Annotated in this window: 13 protein-coding genes and 1 tRNA gene; 6 read left to right on the top strand and 8 right to left on the bottom strand. The window is 58.0% G+C overall.

Translation table 11 applies throughout. The features are described 5' to 3' along the window. Positions 1 to 395 precede the first annotated feature (395 nt). From QZT71_RS09665 to QZT71_RS09645, 5 genes are read left to right on the top strand one after another with little or no spacing between them, the layout of a single operon-like run. Entirely contained in the window at positions 396 to 3,527 is a 3,132-nt protein-coding gene (locus QZT71_RS09665) for a TonB-dependent receptor (protein WP_295915552.1), read from the top strand. Between the two features lie 14 nt (positions 3,528 to 3,541). Beyond that, a complete protein-coding gene (locus tag QZT71_RS09660; RefSeq protein ID WP_295915551.1) occupies positions 3,542 to 5,062 on the top strand; it encodes a RagB/SusD family nutrient uptake outer membrane protein in 1,521 nt (506 codons plus the stop codon). A gap of 39 nt (positions 5,063 to 5,101) precedes the next feature. Further along, on the top strand, positions 5,102 to 6,475 hold the full coding sequence (locus tag QZT71_RS09655; RefSeq protein WP_295915549.1) for a DUF5005 domain-containing protein: 1,374 nt from the start codon (positions 5,102 to 5,104) through the stop codon (positions 6,473 to 6,475). Positions 6,476 to 6,485: 10 nt separating this feature from the next. Next, complete coding sequence (locus QZT71_RS09650) at positions 6,486 to 6,965, top strand: hypothetical protein (RefSeq protein WP_295915548.1); 480 nt, start codon at positions 6,486 to 6,488, stop codon at positions 6,963 to 6,965. Between the two features lie 15 nt (positions 6,966 to 6,980). Next, positions 6,981 to 7,979, top strand: a complete 999-nt coding sequence (locus QZT71_RS09645) for a DUF4961 domain-containing protein (protein WP_295915547.1) — start codon at positions 6,981 to 6,983, stop codon at positions 7,977 to 7,979. A 327-nt stretch (positions 7,980 to 8,306) separates the two neighbouring features. Here QZT71_RS09645 and QZT71_RS09640 read toward each other — a convergent pair whose 3' ends face one another. From QZT71_RS09640 to QZT71_RS09625, 4 genes are all read right to left on the bottom strand, one after another. Next, entirely contained in the window at positions 8,307 to 9,839 is a 1,533-nt protein-coding gene (locus QZT71_RS09640; protein ID WP_295915546.1) for a family 43 glycosylhydrolase, read from the bottom strand. A 329-nt stretch (positions 9,840 to 10,168) separates the two neighbouring features. Continuing rightward, positions 10,169 to 10,657 (bottom strand): hypothetical protein, encoded by a 489-nt coding sequence (locus QZT71_RS09635; RefSeq protein WP_295915544.1) that lies wholly within the window; start codon positions 10,655 to 10,657, stop codon positions 10,169 to 10,171. After that, positions 10,657 to 11,139: a Panacea domain-containing protein gene (locus QZT71_RS09630; protein WP_295915543.1), complete on the bottom strand. Its 483-nt coding sequence runs from the start codon at positions 11,137 to 11,139 to the stop codon at positions 10,657 to 10,659. The genes QZT71_RS09635 and QZT71_RS09630 overlap by 1 nt, the downstream gene beginning before the upstream one ends. Before the next feature lie 268 nt (positions 11,140 to 11,407). Beyond that, positions 11,408 to 11,493, bottom strand: a tRNA-Leu gene (locus QZT71_RS09625). A 270-nt stretch (positions 11,494 to 11,763) separates the two neighbouring features. On the opposite strand from QZT71_RS09625, the gene QZT71_RS09620 reads away from it, so the two are divergent. Then, positions 11,764 to 13,140 (top strand): alpha-L-fucosidase, encoded by a 1,377-nt coding sequence (locus tag QZT71_RS09620; RefSeq protein ID WP_295915542.1) that lies wholly within the window; start codon positions 11,764 to 11,766, stop codon positions 13,138 to 13,140. Between the two features lie 108 nt (positions 13,141 to 13,248). Here the strand turns inward: QZT71_RS09620 and QZT71_RS09615 are convergent, their stop codons facing one another. The 4 genes from QZT71_RS09615 to QZT71_RS09600 all read right to left on the bottom strand — a co-directional run. Continuing rightward, a complete protein-coding gene (locus QZT71_RS09615; RefSeq protein WP_295915541.1) occupies positions 13,249 to 15,048 on the bottom strand; it encodes a S41 family peptidase in 1,800 nt (599 codons plus the stop codon). Positions 15,049 to 15,107: 59 nt separating this feature from the next. After that, on the bottom strand, positions 15,108 to 17,078 hold the full coding sequence (locus tag QZT71_RS09610) for a S46 family peptidase (protein WP_295915553.1): 1,971 nt from the start codon (positions 17,076 to 17,078) through the stop codon (positions 15,108 to 15,110). A 166-nt stretch (positions 17,079 to 17,244) separates the two neighbouring features. Then, positions 17,245 to 18,402, bottom strand: coding sequence for an Sb-PDE family phosphodiesterase (locus tag QZT71_RS09605; RefSeq protein ID WP_295915540.1), 1,158 nt, complete (start codon positions 18,400 to 18,402; stop codon positions 17,245 to 17,247). Positions 18,403 to 18,426: 24 nt separating this feature from the next. Then, positions 18,427 to 18,738: Maf family protein (locus QZT71_RS09600; RefSeq protein WP_295915538.1), on the bottom strand; the 312-nt coding region annotated here is incomplete at its 5' end.

Here is an 18,738-nt window from a genome sequence, read left to right as displayed (position 1 = left end):
AAGGATTTCCGGTCGGTTAGGGCCGTTACGAATTTCCCCCCCCCTCTGAAATTTCCGGGGATTTTTCATCACACCTTTATTAGAAAGACGGCGTCCCGGTATTCGTACCGGAGCCTGATGCCAGTTTCCGGCCTGCATCCGGGGAGTCGCTTCCCGGCGGATGCACTGTGCCCTTATACGGCTGCGGCCGGGCCTGTCGGCCGGCCCTGACCCGAACTTTGCGCGGCCCCTCACCGCAGAAGATACAATCACAATAACGCGAAACTAACCTGAAAAACCGAATGCCTATGAATTTGAAACCGACTCCCCTCTTCGCAGGATAACTCCGATATCCTGCCTGTGTGCTCTTCGTAAGCAGCAGAAATTCCACTGTTTTACCCTTAAAACCTTCAAACATGAAAAGAAAACGAAGCATAAAAACACTCGATTCCTGTGTATGCATCACGCGCAAAGCCGCAAGACTTTTCTTTGTATCGATGCTCGTATTGTTCGCGTCGGTAACAGAGCTCTATTCACAAACCCCGAGAACCGTGTCGGGCGTCGTAACCGATAAGGACGGCGGCGTCCTTGCCGGAGTGACCGTGATGGCCAAAGGCACGTCGTCCGGTATGGTCACCCAGAGCGACGGCAGCTACACGCTGGCCGTACCCGCCGGTGCGGAGGTGCTCCAGTTCTCGTTCCTGGGAATGGACACCCAGGAGGTCGCCATCGGGTCGAGGACGAAAATCGACGTGGTCATGATTGCCAGCTCGCTCGGAATCGACGAGGTGGTCGTGGTCGGATACGGAACCCTGACCAAACGCGAACTCTCCTCGTCGGTCGGTTCGATCAAGGGCGACGATTTGAACAACCGCACCTCGGCCTTCAACATCATGCAGGACCTGGCCGGCAAGATCGCCGGCGTGAAGAACGTGTCGTTCTCGGGCAAGCCCGGCGGCGCATCGGCCCTGCGTATCCGCGGTATGGGCTCCATCAATGCCGGCAGCGACCCGATCTACGTGCTGGACGGCGTGGTGGGCATCGACCCCTCGATTATCAACCCGGCCAACGTGGAGAGCATCGACGTGCTCAAGGACGCCGCCGCCACCTCGATGTACGGTGCCCAGGGCGCCAACGGCGTGGTCATCATCACGACCAAGTCGGGTAAGAAAGGCGACGGCTTCGTGACCTACAACGGCAAAGTCGGCGTCAGCTTCCTCAACCGTAAAATCGACGTGCTGAACGCCGACCAGTTCATGGAGGTGCAGCGGCGCGCCTATGCCTACAGCGGCAAGGTCATGCCCCACCTGGAAACCCCGATGGAGAACCTGTTCTACTACGCCGAGGACGCTGCGGGCAACTACAAGCGCGATGAGTACGGCCGCCTGATGGCGTCGCCCCGCTACGACACCGACTGGCAGGAGGCCCTGACGCAGAACGCCCTGATCAGCGACCACACCGTTTCGTTCTCTTCGGCCAGCGACAGGAACTCCATCTACTCCAGCATCGCCTACCAGGACTTCGACGGACTGGTGAAATACACCTATTCCCGCCGCCTGACGGGAACCGTGAACGCCAAGAGCGACGTGACCAAATGGCTCAACGTGCAGACCGTCGTTACGGCAGGTACCGACAAGAGCAACGACATGGAGGGCGGCTTCGGACAGGGCCCCATCCGCAACATGCTCGAAATGCCGCCGATCGTGCCCGTGAAATACGACGACGGCACCTGGGGCCGCAAGAACGACTACCCGCTGGGCGAAGTGGCGGAGAACCCCATCCGGCTGCTTCAGGAGCAGAAGAAGGTGACCGAGAACGACTTCGCCGTCTTCAACCTCATCGCCAACATCAAGCTGACCGACAAACTAACGTTCACCGCAAAAGGCGACTACCAGATGACCAACCGGCGTAATTTGAGCTATGCCAAGGCCGGACTGCTCGACGTGAGCGAGAACAACGGCGGTTTTGCCGACATCTCCAACTTCAAGTCGCGCCGGATGGCCAACGAGGATTATTTCACCTACACCGACAAGTTCTTCGGCGGCAAGTTGAGCTCGAGCTTCGTGCTGGGTGCCAGCTGGTACTACTACCATGCGGAGAGCTCGTCGTCGGGTTCGGAGGATTTCTTCGACGATTTCTTCGGCTACCATAACCTGGGCGCCGGTACGACTTACCACAAGCCCACTTCGTCGATGGATCAGAATACGATGAACTCCTACTATTTCCGCATGAACCACAGTTTCAAAGATCGCTACCTGCTGGGATTCACGTTCCGTGCCGACGGCGCCTCGAACTTCGGTGCCAACAACAAGTACGGATTCTTCCCCTCGGCGTCGGCCGCATGGGTGATCTCCGAGGAGCCGTTCTTCGACGCGGCGCGGAAGTACGTCAGCAACATGAAACTCCGTGCCAGCTACGGTACCGTGGGCAACGCTTCGATTCCCAACTACCGGACGATTTCCTCCTACGGCAACGGCTCGATGATTTTCAACAACGAACTCAACCCGTATGTCACGCTTTCCAACCTGGGTAACGAAGACCTGAAGTGGGAAACCTCCAAGCAGCTCAACGTCGGACTGGACGTGGGCCTGTTCGACAACCGCCTCGAGCTGATTCTGGACTATTACAACAAGACCACGACCGACCTGCTGTTCCAGAAGCAGGTTCCCTACACGACCGGTTATTCGACCACCTGGACCAACCTGGGCAAGATTCGCAACCGCGGATTCGAGGTGACCATTTCATCGCGCAACATCGACCACAAGGACTTCAAATGGTCGACCGACCTGATTTTCTCGACCAACCGGCTGATGGTGCTCGACGTCGGGGGCGAAACCATCGATACCGGTAACAACACGATTGCCAAGGCCGGCGAGAGGTGGGCGTCGTATTTCGTGCTCAACCGCATCGGCACCTGGGGCCTCGACGAAGTGGACGAGGCACGGCGCTACGGCAAGAAACCCGGCGACATCAAGTACGAAGACGTAGACCACAACTACATAATCGACGATAACGACCGCAAAATCATGGGTAACGGCCAGCCCAAGGGCGAGGTGACGATGGTCAACACGTTCCGCTGGAAAGGCCTCACGCTGATGGTCGACCTGAATGCCAGCTACGGATTCAAGATTATGGGGATTGCCCCGACGATGATGGAAAACCGCCAGCTGTACGGCAACTCCGTCACTTCGGTGCTCAACGCATGGTCGCCCGAGCACCAGAACTCGATGATTGCGGCGCTGCGCCTGCCGTCGGACGTGAATTTCGGCGAGAACGAGAAAGACTCGCGCATGCTTTACAAGGGCGACTTCCTGCGCATCCGGAACATTTCGCTCTTCTACGACTTCAGCCCCCGGCTGCTGCGCAAACTCCGCTTCGTCAAAGGCTTGAGCCTGGGCGTGACCGTCGAGAACCTGCACGTGTTCACCTCCTATCCGGGCTTCGACCCCGAAGTGGGTGCCTTCAACACCGATACGGGCCAGAGCATCGACTTCTACTCCTATCCGAGGCCTACGACCGTTGCCGCCAACCTTAAGATTACATTCTAAAACATCCGAACGACATGAAAAAATATATATTGAACATAAGCTGGCTGCTCGCCATTGCGGTGATCGTGGGTTCATGTAATTCGTTCCTCGAAGAGAACCCCAAGACTTTCCTCTCCCCGAAATATTACTTCAAGACGGAAAAACAGATAATTGCCGGCGTGAACGGCCTCTATACGTTCGTGGACGACCTGTTCGACGGCGACATTGAGGTCGGAACGCAGAACTTCATCTTCCTGGAATACCTCTCGGGCTACGGCATCCGGCCGCGCGCCGCGGGAAGCCTCTATCTCTCGCAGGCGATGAACCTCTCCGTGACCGAGGAGAACAACCACGTCGAGAACTTCTGGCGGTCGGCCTACATCGCCATCGAGAACTGCAACGGCGTCATCGCCGGTATCGAGTCGGCCGCGGGCGTCGAAATCGCCGAGGACACGAAGAACAAACTGCTGGGCGAGGCCTACTTCCTGCGTGCCTACAACTATTTCAACCTGGTGAGACTCTGGGGCGAAGTGCCGCTGAAGATTACGGTGACGACCGACCTGTCGAGCGTCCAGATTCCCCTCTCCTCGCAGGAAGAGATTTACGACCGGATTGAAAAAGACCTGGTGCGGGCCGACGAGCTGATGGCCAAAAGCCCGTGGACGAGCACCGACGGCCGGGTGACCCGGGGCGCCGTCAAATCGATGCTCGCCAAGGTGTACCTGACCATGGCGGGTTACCCCCTGCAGAAGGGCACCGAATACTACCAGAAAGCCTATACTACTGCCCATGACGTATATGCCAGCGGCCAGTTCCGCCTGTTCGACGACTATGCGGCGCTGCGCGACCCCGCCAATGCCAATGCGGGCGAGTATATCTGGATGATTCAGCGCGAGCAGCAGTACGCCGGCTCTCCCGTCCACAACGACATGCTGCCTTATCCCGAACCTGCGAAGGCCATCTCCGCCAACTCCGCATTCGGCGGTGCGCTGGCACCTGCCCAGTCGTTCTACGACTCCTATCCCGAGGGCGACCTCCGCACGGCCGAGAAGGGGTATTATTATACCGAGCACGAGGCTGCCGACGGCTCTGGCATCGTCCAGCTCGACCGTCCCTACATTTACAAGTACTGGGACAGCGCTGCCGCCAGTTCGGGCAAATCGGGCCAGAACTATCCGCTGCTGCGCTATGCCGACGTGCTGCTGATGATGGCCGAGGCCAAGGCGCAGGCCGACGGCGGGACGACTTCCGACGCGGATGCCATCGACGCTTATTACCGGGTGCACAACCGGGCGAACCCGAACGATGCCAAACCCGCGCAGGTGACGGTGAACGACGTGCTGAAAGAGCGTTTCTGGGAGCTGTGCTTCGAAACGCAGACGTGGTACGACATGCTGCGTACGCGCAAGGCCCTGAACGTCACGAGCGGTTTGATAGTCGACCTGGTCGGTTACGAAGCGCCCGGGCACGGCGAAGGGTACAAGTTCGAGGAGGCCGACCTGCTGTTCCCCTATCCGCTGCGCGAGAAACGCCTCAATCCGAACCTCAAGCGGTAAGGGGGCCGGGCGACGCACATTTCAAATAAACCGAATGTTATGAGATTCGATTTCAGACATATAACCGCACTGGGCGTGTTGCTGGCCGCCGTCGCCGCATGCGATGACGACGGGACGAAGCGCAAGGCGAATATCTTCGGCGATGAAGACTCTTTCGTAAAGGTCGAATTCACGTCGAATGCCGATACGGTTTTCCTCTCCTGGGAACTTACCGACAAGGATACCCGGTTCGACCGCTACCAGGTGACGGACGACAAGACGAACAGGGTCGTATCGGTCGGCAAGGAGGAAACCTCGTGTTTCCTGACCCGCATTCCCTATGACCAGTCCGTGTCGGTGTACCTCTCGCTCATGAAAGACGAGAAGGTCGTGAAAACCAACAGGACGGACGTGAAAATCGACGGACTGGACAAGGTTTTCGCCCGCATGCTCATTCCCGACCGCGGCAGCGTTACCGGAGGCGACGGAATGTATTCGATTCCGCTGCCCGACGGGAGGAGTATCTTCCTGATGGGCGATTCCTACACCGGGACGGTGACCAACGGCCAGCGCTCCACCTCCGAGCATATGTTCCGCAACAGCTACATCCTCTACGACAACGGCAAGGTGAGCGCCATCACCGGCGCCAACGGCGACAAGAGTTCGGCGGCGGTGCCCCCGGGCTCACCCGACGAGCGCAAGTGGTATTGGCCGGGACACGGTTTCGTCGAGGGCAACACGCTCTATATCTTCCAGACGCTGATGTATCAGGGCGGCGAAGGCATGTGGGGCTTCATGTACGAAGCGACCGACATCTTGGAGTACGAGCTGCCTGCGGTGAAACTCAGGAAGACCACCCGGATACCCTTTACCGGCTCCGCGGACATCCATTACGGCATGGCGGCGCTCAACGACGGCGGGTACGTCTACATTTACGCACAGGTGGACGTGGACAACAGCGCCAACCCCGTATCCGAGGTGCTGGCCGCCCGGACTACCGTCGACAGGCTCTACGACAGCTGGGAGTATTACACCGGTTCGGGCTGGAGCCCCTCTTCGGCCGATGCGGCGAAGCTGGAAGGACTTGCGGGCGTACCCGTTTCCTCGCAGTTCAACGTGTTCAAACTCCGCGGCAAATACGTCCTGCTGACACAGAACAAGCGCTTCAACAGCGGCGAGATTTATACGTTCATCTCGGATACCCCGTACGGCCCGTGGCGCAACAAACAGCTGATTTTCAAAACGACCGAGCAGTTTACACCCAAGCTGTTGACCTACAATGCAATGGCGCATCCGCAGTTCGAAAAGGACGGCATGATTCTCGTCAGCTACAATGTCAACACCGAGGAGTTCTCGCAGCAGTTCAGCGACGTCACGACCTACCGACCCCGCTTCTTCTGGGTCGAAGCAGACCGGATATTAAACAGCAAATAGTCAATAACCAATGAAAAAACTGATTGTCATGAAAAGATATGCATTGATCTTCGCACTAATAGCGGCCTCGTTTTCATTCGCCGGCTGCGAGGACGTTTCGGACGAGATGACCTCCGGCTACCCGAGCGACTACACCATAAATTACGGCATCCGGCAGGTGATGCAATACGATCCGATGAATATCAACGGAATCGACGTTGCAGGCAAATTCGAATTCTTCAACACGTTGCGGTTCGTCATCCATGTCGAGGATAACAAAATGGTCAGACTCTCCTTCTCGAACGGCGACGTGCCTTTCTCCCCGTTCGGATTCGACGTCCCCGAGGGCGAAGTCGAATGCGAGCTGAACACCGACGCCCTGCCCAACGAACTGCGCGTCAAGGGCACGGGCAAAGTGATCGCCTATTTCCAGAACGGCGAGTTTTCCATCCCGTTCCAGCTGGACTCCAAGTCGTTGAGCTATAAATATACCTTTAAGAGTGTCAAATAATTTAACCTTATCGATATGAAACTCCTGAAAAGCTGTAAATATTGGCATTGGCTGGCAATCTTTGCATTGCCCCTGATCGTGGTCGCCTGTATGACGATCGAAGAGATCATCCATCCGGACGATCCCAAGGTGAACAGTGAAATCGAAATCACCGTCAAAATAAAACTCGTGACCGAAACCGACGAAACCGCCCGGCTGGTATTCGCCGTCCTGGCGCCCAAGAGCTGGAATATCGCCCAGAGCGCCAAGCTGACGCTGACCACCGAAGGGTATGCCAGCCAGGGTTATGCGGATGTCGTCAATGAGGAGATGTCACTGATGGCGGACACCGACCTCGAGCCGACGACCGCCCTGAAATGGTCGGAAGCATACCAGAGCAAAATCGGCCTGATGGGCAACCTCGGCCCCGTCGAGTGGGTCGTGTTCAAGTCGCAGACCGTCTTTATCATCAACGACAAGGTGAGCACCGATCCGATTAACGGTACGGTCAAAATCCGGTTCACCACCGGCAGCCAGAACCTCAAGTGCTTCATGGGCTACGGGTTCTGCGGCATGAAGAGCGGCTTCAACGGCGAGCGCTACAAGGCCAACGAACGTTCCAAGGTGCTGACCGTGACAGGCGGTTCCAATCCGATGATCGACTACACCACGGTGAGCCTCGTGTCGACCGTGCCCTCGGTTTTCCGTTACGGGGACATCTTCTCTGTGAAGTTCGAGTCGGTGGCCGGCACTACGGAAACCGCCCTGAAAGGCGCCGAGAAGGTCTATATCTATGGCCGGGCCATTTATAACGACGGGCAGGTGGCCGAGGTCGACGCGATTGGCGATGCGACCCTGATGGAGAAAATCGGTGAAACGACCTACCAGAAATACATCTATCCGCGCCATTTCTTCAACCTGCCGGACGATGCGGTCATCACGGCCACCTATTTCCACTTCACCAACGGGGATAAGAGCATCGTGGTGAAAGATACTACGGGCGACGACTTTTTGATTTCCCAGTCCGAAGAGTAGGCGGCAGCGGAATCCGCCGGGCATACCGTCCGGCGGCCCGAGGCCCCGCCCGGCCGCAATCCGGGCCGGCGGGTGCAGGACAAAACGGAACGGAGGGACGGAATTTTTTCGTCCCTCCGCTTTTTTCGTCCAGGGTCCGCTTTTTGCCGCTCCGGTTTCGCTCTTTGCTGTCCCGGTTCTGCTTTTCGTGGCTCCGGCCCTGCACTCCCGTCCTGCGGTGCATTTGTCCTCCGATAGCTGTCTGCGGAAACGACGAAGCCAACCCTGTTGCGGGGTTGGCTTCGTCGTGTGCGGGGGCTGCTGGCTGGACGCCCTGTCAGCAGCGTATCAGCGGTTGGCGATATGGACGTATTCGAATTCCGCAAAGTAATCGGCCGGCCCCTGGTAGTACAGCCCGGGACGGGCCACCCGGTCCCATTGCAGCAGGTCAGCGGATGCTGCCGATAGGTTTCCGGCGCTTTTCCACTCCCGGCCGTCCGTGCTGTAGCCGAACGAAGCGGGCGCCCCCTCCCGCACCTCCATGCGCAGGTAGACCGGCAGGCCGGCGGGAACGGATACGGGATCGGCCAGCCGTGTCGCTTTTCCGTCCCGGATTAATTGCAGCTGCAGTCGGTCGCCGTCCAACCCCCATACGAGCAGGTTTTTGTCGTCCCCGTACATCGTTATGCCGCTCAGGCCCCTGCTGCGGTTGACCTGTGCCGTTTCCAGCGTGTAGTCCGGTGTGACGGCGCGCAGGCAGAGCGCCGTACCGGTCTTTACGCCCGCTTTGGGCGTGCCGCCCAAGTACAGGCGGCCGTCGGCCAGTTCGATGTCGGGCGTCGCATAAGGATAATTCCAGCTCCATTCGGGCCGGAGCCGACGGGATGTGAAATCGTCCGTGAAATCGAATACCGGCTGCTGCGCCGTTCCGGCCAGCGGCAGCGGCTGTGTCAGGCGGGCCGTTTCACCCCCTTTGAAATGCAGCCAGCCGTCTTCGCCCAACACGATTTGCTGCAGAACAGGCTGGCGGCCCAGGGAGAACCGGCTGCCTGTCAGGTAGGCGTGGCAGAGATAGAACATCCTTCCGTCGGGCGTCGTCGTGATTGTGCCGTGACCGCAGGATTGCACCTCGCCGCCGCCGTGCAGAATCGGATTGCCGGCGTATTTTTCGTAGGGGCCGCGCAAATTCTTCGAACGCGCCACCGACACGGCATAATCGCTTCCGGGGCCGCAGCAGCCGTTCACCGAGTAGACGATGTAGTAATAATCGCCGATTTTCAGCCAGTGCTGTCCCTCCATTCCCTTCCGTTCGTCGTCGCGGAGCAGGCTGAACGGCTCGCCCTCCATGCGCAGTCCGTCGGGCGAGAGCCGGCATGCCAGCAATTCGATGGGGCGGTTGTCCAGTCCGTAGGCTTTCCAGGAGATGTATAAATCCCCGTTGTCCTCCAGCACGAACGCATCGATGGCTTCGGTGCCGTATGCCACGACCACGCCATGGTCGGTGTACGGCCCTGCGGGGGAGTCGGCCGTGGCGACGCCGATGTACGAGGTGCCGTCGGTTTTCTGCCGTGCCGTGTAATATGCGTACACCGTGCCGTTGCGGCTGAACAACTCCGGGGCCCAGAACGAGGATTTCGTCCAGGCGGGCTGCTCGTCGAACAGGTGTCCGACCGGCGTCCAGTTGATCAGGTCCTGGGAGGAAAAGAGCGGATAGTAGGGGGCCCATTCCGACGAGGTGCCTGCAGCGTAATAGGTATTGCCTACGCGGATAACGGTCGGGTCGGCTATGTCGCCGGGAATGACCGGATTGCGGAAAACAGCCTGTTGGGCGCCCGCATCCAGGCAAACGAGGAGTGCGGCTAAAACCAGTATGTGTTTCATTTTCGTGTGGGTTTTGGGATTGATTGTCCTGCCTGCAAAGATAGCAAAAAAACGGCGCCGGTCGAAGAAACCGGGCCCTGAAATCCGGTCGTCCGGCCGGGTTGTGCAAAGGGGTGTATCCAAGACGCTTGTTCCCTGTCGCGGGGCGTGGGTGAGGCGGCCGGGCGACGGGGTGACGGGAGGTGGGTAGGTGTCCCGAAGCAGTCGCAGCCGCGGAACTTCGTGCCGGGCCTTTGCCGCCAATGGCCCGCTTTTGTGCGGGCGTTACGGGTGTGGAGATAAATAAAAAACCGCGTCAGAAGAATTCTGACGCGGTTTGCTGTTTGAATTTATTTATCTATTGAATCTATAGGTTTATTGGATAAAGGACTATTTTTATCCTTTACATCATCCTTGTTAGGGAAATGTCCGCGCAGGATTATGAATCCTAAACCGAGAATATTGACTGTAGTTGTAGTTAGTAGTGCGATAAAAATAGCTTCCGATAGACAAATGAATTTTAATCCCTGTGCAATAATAATAACGCCGACAATAATCAAATACCATTGAATTGTCCGTCTCGCCCATTTCTCTAAACGCTTTCTTGCAGACGTATTTTCAGTAATTCGATGTAATTCTATAAAGTGTTTACAAATATTAAGATTGGCTTCTGATGGTTCAGCCGAATTCAAGAAAAGTTCAACATTATCCAATAAGTTAAGGTCGTGTTTAGGAGTACTGGGTTTTGCATACCATAACCATTTCAGAAAGCATATTATTCGACTTGCTGAATTTTGAGGCCCTTCACTATTGTTTATTGGATTATGGAATTCGTCCATTACGGATTTACAAATTTGCGGTTAAAATAGTCTTTTATTAAATTAAAATCTATGGGCGCATTCCATGCAGACTCAATTTTACTGCCTTGCTCGTCTACTTTGTACATAGTTTGGTACCATGGTCCATCTTCTTCATGCGACCATGCACTTAAAACTTTTGCTGTAGTATGAGAATATGTTTTAATAACAAAGTCTACAGCCTTTTTTAAATCTGAATCTGCCTCATATTCTTTCGTCATGTATTCCTTTGGTTGTACATCTAAATCTACATGTTTAGCTACGCGCGGGAAAACAGGTCCAAAGGGCCAAGCTTTAGGATATTCGTCACATAACCTTATGCCTGTTAGGGCTGCATATATACCATAAGTAATATACAATAACTTCTCTAACTGCGTTTTATTCAATAAGACATTTTGTGTCTTATATGCTTGCCAACGCAGCATTTGAGCAATGTCAATGCTTGTATATTTAAACTCTGGCATATAATCTATGTCTAATTATTCCTTTGCAAATATAGGAATAAATATATTCCTTTTATTAATAATACGTAAAGCAATGCCAATTTGTTTCTAATGTGGATGTGAAAATGAAGTTTGTTAGTTCGATGCTTCCTGAAAACTGCCCTTTGACGGGAAATCATATCGAACCGACACCTTCAACGAAGTGTTGAATTGAATTTGTCAGCAAACCAATATGTTATGGGGAAATAAAACAAAAACCGCGTCAGAATTCTTCTGACGCGGTTTTCAGTGCCCAGGACAAGACTCGAACTTGCACGAACGTAATTGTTCACTACCCCCTCAAAGTAGCGTGTCTACCAATTTCACCACCTGGGCATTGCTTATATCCTTTCGGATTTCGGGTGTGCAAATATAGGGCATAAATTTTAATCCGCCAAATTTTTTATCCACGGAATCGCGATAATTATTCCCCGGCGGCGCGAACCGGCATCCTTCGGCATCTCTCCGGCCGGGCGCAGCCGCTGCGGCGGGGCGGAATGTCCGGCCGCAAAGTATGATTTTGTGATAATTCAGTGCGATTGGGCCGCACGGCTTGCGCAATTCGCCGTTTTGGGGTAATATTGTTCTGCCAAACCAAACCTTATTATGAAAAAATACCTGCTTATCTTTTGTCTGGCCATATCGCAGTTCGCAGCGGCCCAGCCTTACGAGCCGCGCTGGGAGTCTGTCGACAGCCGCCCCGTCCCGGCCTGGTTCGCCGAAGCGCGGTTCGGCATCTTCATCCACTGGGGGCTCTATTCCGTGCCGGCGTGGGCGACTGTCGATAAGGCGATTGCCACGCACCCGGTCTATTCGGAGTGGTACTGGTGGCAGAAGAATACCGACACAAGCCGCGTCGGAGACGCCACGCGCGCCTATCACAAGGCGACTTACGGCGATGATTTCAAGTACCCCGATTTCGTGCGGGATTTCAAGGCCGAGCGCTTCGACCCGGCCGCATGGGCCGACCTCTTCGCCGCATCGGGTGCCAAATACGTCGTGCTGACCTCGAAACACCACGAGGGCTTCGCCCTCTGGCCGAGCGCCGAGGCATGGAACTGGAACAGCGTCGACGTCGGCCCGCACCGCGATTTGGCGGGCGAGCTCTCGGAAGCCGTGCGTGAAAAAGGACTGCGCATGGGCTTCTACTATTCGCTGTACGAGTGGTACAACCCGATTTACCTGAACGACGTCGACCGTTACGTCGAGCAGCATATGCTGCCGCAGATGAAAGACCTCGTGTGCCGTTATTCGCCCGATATTCTCTGGACGGACGGCGAATGGGAGCATCCGAGTTCGACCTGGCGCAGCGAGGAGTTTCTCGCGTGGCTCTACAACGAGAGCCCCGTGCGTGAAACGGTCGTCGTCAACGACCGCTGGGGCAAGGAGACGCGCGGCCGGCACGGCGGATTCTACACGACGGAATATGACCTCGACTCATCGCACGCCGCGAATATGTCCGCGGCGGCGCATCCCTGGGAGGAGTGCCGCGGCATCGGCAACTCGTTCGGATACAACCGGGCCGAAACGCTGGAGCATTACTCTTCGACGCAGCAGCTGATTGTGACGCTCATCGAACGGGTGGCGCGCGGCGGCAACCTGCTGCTCGACGTGGGCCCGAAAGCCGACGGCACGATTCCGCTCGTCATGCAGGAGCGGCTGCTCGGTATCGGAGCGTGGATGGGTGTGAACGGCGAGGCGATTTACGGCACGGAGCCGTGGGACAAGGCGGCGCAGAACAAGGCCGACGGGGTCTTTTTTACGACCAAAGGCGACGACCTCTATGTGCTGTACACCAAACCGCAGGCCGTTCTGACGCTGAAAGGAGTTGCGACACCCCGCAGGGCGGATATACTGGGCGCGGAGGCCCGCGTGCGTTGTGCGGCGTCGAAAGGCGGCGTGCGGCTCACGCTTCCGGCCGAAGTGCTGCGCGACGCGCAGGAGCGTCCGCAGGTGGTGCGGCTGGCCGGGGCGTTGAGGTAATCCACGGACGGGGGCGACTCCCCGGAATAAATTCACCCCTGCTGCAACGGCGTGCAGCAGGGGTGAAGTCGTTTTGCCGGACGGTTTCGTCCGTTTTTCCGGGCCCGGTTACTCCCCGGATTCGGGAAGGAGCGCAATCATGCCTTTGGGCCGGGTCGACAGGTCGGGCAGGCTGACGGTCGCCGGACGGATGTTCGTGGCGGCGCGTGTGTTCGTGCCGACATAGGCCGCATAGCTGGTACCGGTGATTTGGCTCAAGGCCCATGCCACGAGCGGCTCGCTCCGGTCGCTGAAATCCTTGAATGCGTAGTCCCATTCGCTTATCTGCTTGTCGACGGAAAGGCCTTTCGGGTCGACGGTGACCATTTTGGCGTTGTATCCCTGGAACGTAATCGGGGTCAGTTCGTACTGGTAGCTGCCGAGCGTGAATTTGCTGACTTCCATGCCGACGTTTTTGCCGTTGGTCTTCTCCCCGACGAGCGTGACGGTGAAACCGTCGATCCCCCGCAGCGAGTTAATGACCGCTTCGCTCGACGAAGCCGTATTGTTCGTCACGATGACGTACAGGCGGCCGAGGTTCAGCGCGTAGTTGCGCAGGTCGACGCCGTAATAATTGCCGTAACGGAAATCTTCGCGGAAACGCTTCTGCTGCGTGTCATACGGGTGGCCGGTTTCCTGGGCCGTTTGGGAGGGTTTCTTCATGCGGTCGTCGTTGTAGCGGTAGTATTGGTAGACCGCATTCTCGCATTTCGAACCGGCGATGCACGTGGAGAGCATGTTCGCCGTGATGACGTGCCCGCCGCCGTTGATGCGCAAATCGAGAATCATGTCGGTGATTCCCGCGTCTTTGAACTTTGCGATGGCCCCGAGCAGGTCGTCGTCATAAGCTGCGTCGAAACTGCTGTATACCAGGTAGCCGATTTTGCCGTCGATAATCTCGCTGTAAAGGACGGGATTCGGATAGATTTCCTCCGCCGTGAGCGATACGGGCTCGGCGCCTTTTGCATTTTCGGTGACCGTGAGGGTCTGACCCCCCCCCGGAGCTACCAACTGTGCATAGACCGAATTCAGGTTTGCGGCCGTGATGTCTTTCCCGTTGACCTGGACGAAAATCGTTCCCCGCATGAATCCGGCCTTTGCCACCGGGGATTCCGGGTAGACCGCCAATATGCCCAGTCCGTAATAGCCGGGCTTGTTGGAAAATTCGACGGCGAACATGTTGACGATGCCCAGGCTGTTTTCCTTTTCTTTCGTGAGGCCGTGGTTGACGCCGCGCGTGGTCTGCGCGATTGAGCGGCCGGTCGGGGTGCGGAGCAGGTAGGAGTAGAGGCTGTACCCTCCGCTGCCGTTCTGCTTTTTGTCGAGGTCGTTGGTCGTCATGCTCATCAGCGTGCGGCTCATGAAGTTGTCGTTCGTGCTGACGTAATCGAGCGACAGGTCGCGCGTCATCTGGCTGTATTCGCCGTTCCACAGGTAGTATTTCGCCAGGAAGTCGTCCACCCTCTTGTTGAGCTCCCGGTCGGCGCCGCTGCCGCCGCTGCCGGATGCGGCCTGCGTGATCGTGAACTCGCCCGCCGTGCCGAATCCGCTGATTTTGATGCTGATATTGGCGCTGCGGGTGCTGGCGGTTTCGTTTTTGGCAACGGTGATTTTCAACGTCGACTGGCCTTTGTCGCCCGAGGGCGTAGTGACTTCGCACCACGCGGGCTCGTCGCTCTGGGCCGTCCAGTTGGCCGCGGACATAAAGTGGTATGTCTTCTGCTCGCCGTCGGCGACGGCGGTTTCGGCCGCCGTCCACGAAGCGCCGGTTATGCCTTCCCCTGTCGTCGTTTTGTCTTTACCGCAGGAGCCGGCCGCCAGCAAAAGCAGCAGGACGGCGAACCGCGTGTAGCGTAGATTTTTCATCATACTGGTCGTTTTTATGAATTTATGTTGCGCTAAATATAGCGCTTTTTTCGTGAACGGTGCTATTTGCGGCGGCTGAAATCCATTTCGTCGAACAAATAGTCCGCACCGCCTATGCGGTCGATGACGAACAGCACGTAGCGGATGTCGACGGCGATGTTGCGGCAGATTGCCTCGTCGAAAGCGATGTCGCTCATCGTCGAACGCCAGGTGCGGTCGAAATTCAGGCCGATGAGTTCGCCCCGGGCATTGAGAATCGGCGAGCCGGAGTTTCCTCCCGTGGTGTGGTTCGTGGCGAGGAAGCAGACGGGAACCGTCTTGCGGCCGTCGATCGTCGTGCCCCAGCGTCCGTACGCTTTCGAGGCGTAGAGGTCGCGCAGCGCCTGTGGGATGTCGTAGTCGTAGATTTCGGGGTTGTCCTTGGCGATGATGCCGTCGAGCGTGGTCTGCGGCTTGTGGTACTCGCCGTCGGCGTACTCGTAGCCGCCGACGTGTCCGTAGGCCACGCGCAGCGTGAGGTTGGCGTCGGGGTAGAAAGCCCGGTCGGTGTCCCACTCGTGCAGCCCCTTGATATAGGTCGTGTAGAGTTCGTTGAGGCGTGCGCTGTTGAGGTTGCGCAGCGATTTGGTGCCCAGCATCCAGCCGATGTGGGAGAGCATGCGTTTGGTGTCGCTGTGCAGGGCGTGTAGGGCCGTGGTGTCGGCGCCCTGCAGCCACAGGGCGTCGAAAATCTGTGCGGCATAGGCCTCGGGCGAGCCGGCGGCGGCCACGCCGTTGAGGAACTCGGGAACCTGGTACTGGACGGGACAGCGTCGGGCGTACTGTCCGAAGAGCCACTGGCAGAGGGCCCGTTCGGTGGCTTTGCGCTGCGGGAATACCGCCTCGGCGCGCTCCTCGGCCGTGTAGCGCGCAGGCAGGGCGTCGAGTGTTTCGCGCGTGATTTCGCGGGCGAAGTAGGCGTCCGCGATACGGGCGTATTCGGCCTTGAGGTCGGCGACGATGCGGCTGTATTCGGGCTTGTCCTGCGCCCATGCCGCGAATCCTTCTTCGTAGGCGCGCTTCGAGGCGACGGTGCCCAGCCGGCCGATGCCCAGCGCTTCGCCCTGCCATTTTTTCCAGGCGTTGGCAATCGAGGCGTGTTTGGCGGCGTAGTGGATGCGCAGCGCGGGGTCGGAGGCCTGTGCCGCGGTGATGATGTCGAGGCGTCCGGTGCGGATGGCGATTTTCGCCGGGTCGGAGCGCTCGGCGACGTAGGCGACGGCGTCCGAGAGGATGTACTCCTGCGTGTTGCCCGGGAAACCGTATATCATCGTGAAGTCGCCCTCGCGCACTCCGGCGGTCGAAATCGTGAAGTGGCGCTTGGGACGGTAGGGCACGTTGTCGGGCGAATAGGCGGCGGGTTTGTTGTCCTTGCCGGCATAGATGCGGAACAGCGAGAAGTCGCCCGTATGGCGGGGCCATATCCAGTTGTCGGTGTCGCCGCCGAATTTGCCTATCGACGAGGGCGGCGCCGCCACGAGGCGCACGTCGTCGAACTGCTCGTAGACGAACAGGAACTGCTGGTTGCCGTAGTACATCTGCTCGACGGCGGCCCTGTAATTCCGCCCCTCGGATTTGGCCTTGCGGATAATCTCCTCTTTCGTTTCACCCGCCGCGATGCGGTCGGTGACCTCCTCCATGCGGACCAGGAAGCGGACGTTGAGCTCTTTGTTCGGCAGCTCCTGCTGGCGCGACATGGCCCAGAATCCGTGGGTCAGGTAGTCGTGTTCGACGCTCGAATGCGTCTGTATGGCGTCGTAGCCGCAGTGGTGGTTGGTGAGCAGCAGGCCTTCGCCCGAAATCAGCTCGCCCGTGCAGCCGCCGTTGAAGAGCACCACGGCGTCTTTCATCGAGGCTTTGTTGATGGAGTAGATGTCTTCGGCCGTGAGGCGGAAGCCTTTGGCGCGCATGTCGTCGATGCGCTCCGAGATGAGGCTCGGGAGCCACATGCCCTCGTCGGCGCGTGCCGGCTGGACGGATACCGCCGCCAGCATCGCCAATGCGATAGCCTGGCCGATTATCCGCATGCGCGGTTTCCCGGACGGGCGGTTGTCCTCCTGCCTGTCGTCCGTGTGCGGGCGCTGGCCGGGACGGCCGGTCATGCAGCGGATTGCTGCGAACAGTGTCGTGGGGGATGGGGTTTTCGGGTAAGGCATAGTTCTATTTTTTGGGTATTTCGAAATGCAGTGAATAGGTCATCGGTTTGCCGGCGTCGATTAGGAAGTTCAGCACGTGGAAGTTGACGTCGAACCGGTCCAAGCCGATGGGTTTCTTGTTGTCCAGTCCGTAAACGGTCAGCGTCACCTCTTCGAAAGGGCGGATAATCATGTCGCGCGGGAAGACGACCTTTTCGCTGCCCGGCGCTTTGCGGAGCGTGAGCGGAATCGAACTGCGGTTCGCGACGCGGAACGTCACCTTTTTCTCTGCGTATTTCACGTCCGATAATTCGAAGAGCGCTTGCATCAGCTGTTGCAGCACCTCTTCGCGGCCGTAGAGCATGCCGTCGGCGAAAACTGCCGTGCGCCGGGCGTCGAGCGCTTCGCGGATTCCGCCGAGCGAACGTTCGCGGGCGAAAACGAGTGTGACGGGGCGCAGGCCGCCGCCGGCGAAGTCGACGTTGAGGAACATCGGCGCATGGCTGTCCGTGCCGCAGATGAGCGCGAGGCCGCGCTCCATCGCCCAGCGGTGCGCCTCGGGCGAGTAGCCGCAGAAGGCGTTGTAAATTTCGACGCCCTGCATCAGCCCTGCGTCATAGAGCGCGGTGTGTTCGGGATACCAGCGGGTTTCGTTCTGCGCCTGGCGCTCCCAGTGCGGGTGGTTCCAGACCAGGAACCCGCCCTGTTTCTGCGCTTCGACGAGCCCCGCCTGCATGGCATCGTAGTGGTTGTCGTGCGCGTCAGATGCCTTGCCGATCGCCTCGCAGTCGCTGACGAAGAGGGTGTTGAAGTGTCCGGGAGGCATGCCGCGCGAGATTTCGCCGCCATGAATTACCAGCACGCCGCGGGATTTGCCGGCCGCCGCCGCGATTTTGTACGATTCGTTGCGGTCGAAGTCCATGAGCCCCCTGTTTTTCTGTTTCAGCAGGCGTGCGTCTACGTGGTCGGTGACGGCGATGAAGTCAAGACCTTCTGTCATCGCCTCGTCGATGCGGGTGGTGGGCCATACCGATGCGTCCGAGAAGACGGTGTGTATGTGCAGCTCTCCCTTGAGCGTCTTGTATCCCTCGATGTCGGGAATGATAATCCGGTGGGGGACGGTGGCGCCCGCCGTAACGGAGAGAAGCGCAGCGGCCAGCAGCAGATAAAGATTCTTTTTCATGTTGAGGTAGAGGTTTGATGGGTTTTATCGGGTGATGAAGTGATCCAGTTCGACATAGAGCCGTTGGACGGGCAGTCCCATGACGTTGTAGAACGAGCCGTCGATTCGCTCGATGGCGGCGTAGCCGATCCACTCCTGGATACCGTACGAGCCGGCTTTGTCGTAGGGACGGCAGGTGTCGAGGTAGTAGTCGATCTCCTCCTCCGCAAGGGGGCGGAACCAGACGCTGCTCCGGGCCGAAAAGGTGTGTGTGCGCTCCGGGGTGCGCAGCGTGACGCCCGAGACGACCGTGTGGCTGCGCCCCGAGAGGCGGCGGAGCATCCCGGCGGCATCGTC

The organism is uncultured Alistipes sp. (assembly GCF_902388705.1).
GTDB lineage: Bacteria > Bacteroidota > Bacteroidia > Bacteroidales > Rikenellaceae > Alistipes.
The sequence above is the reverse complement of the archived record's forward strand: the minus strand, read 5'-3'. Positions and strand labels throughout refer to the sequence as shown.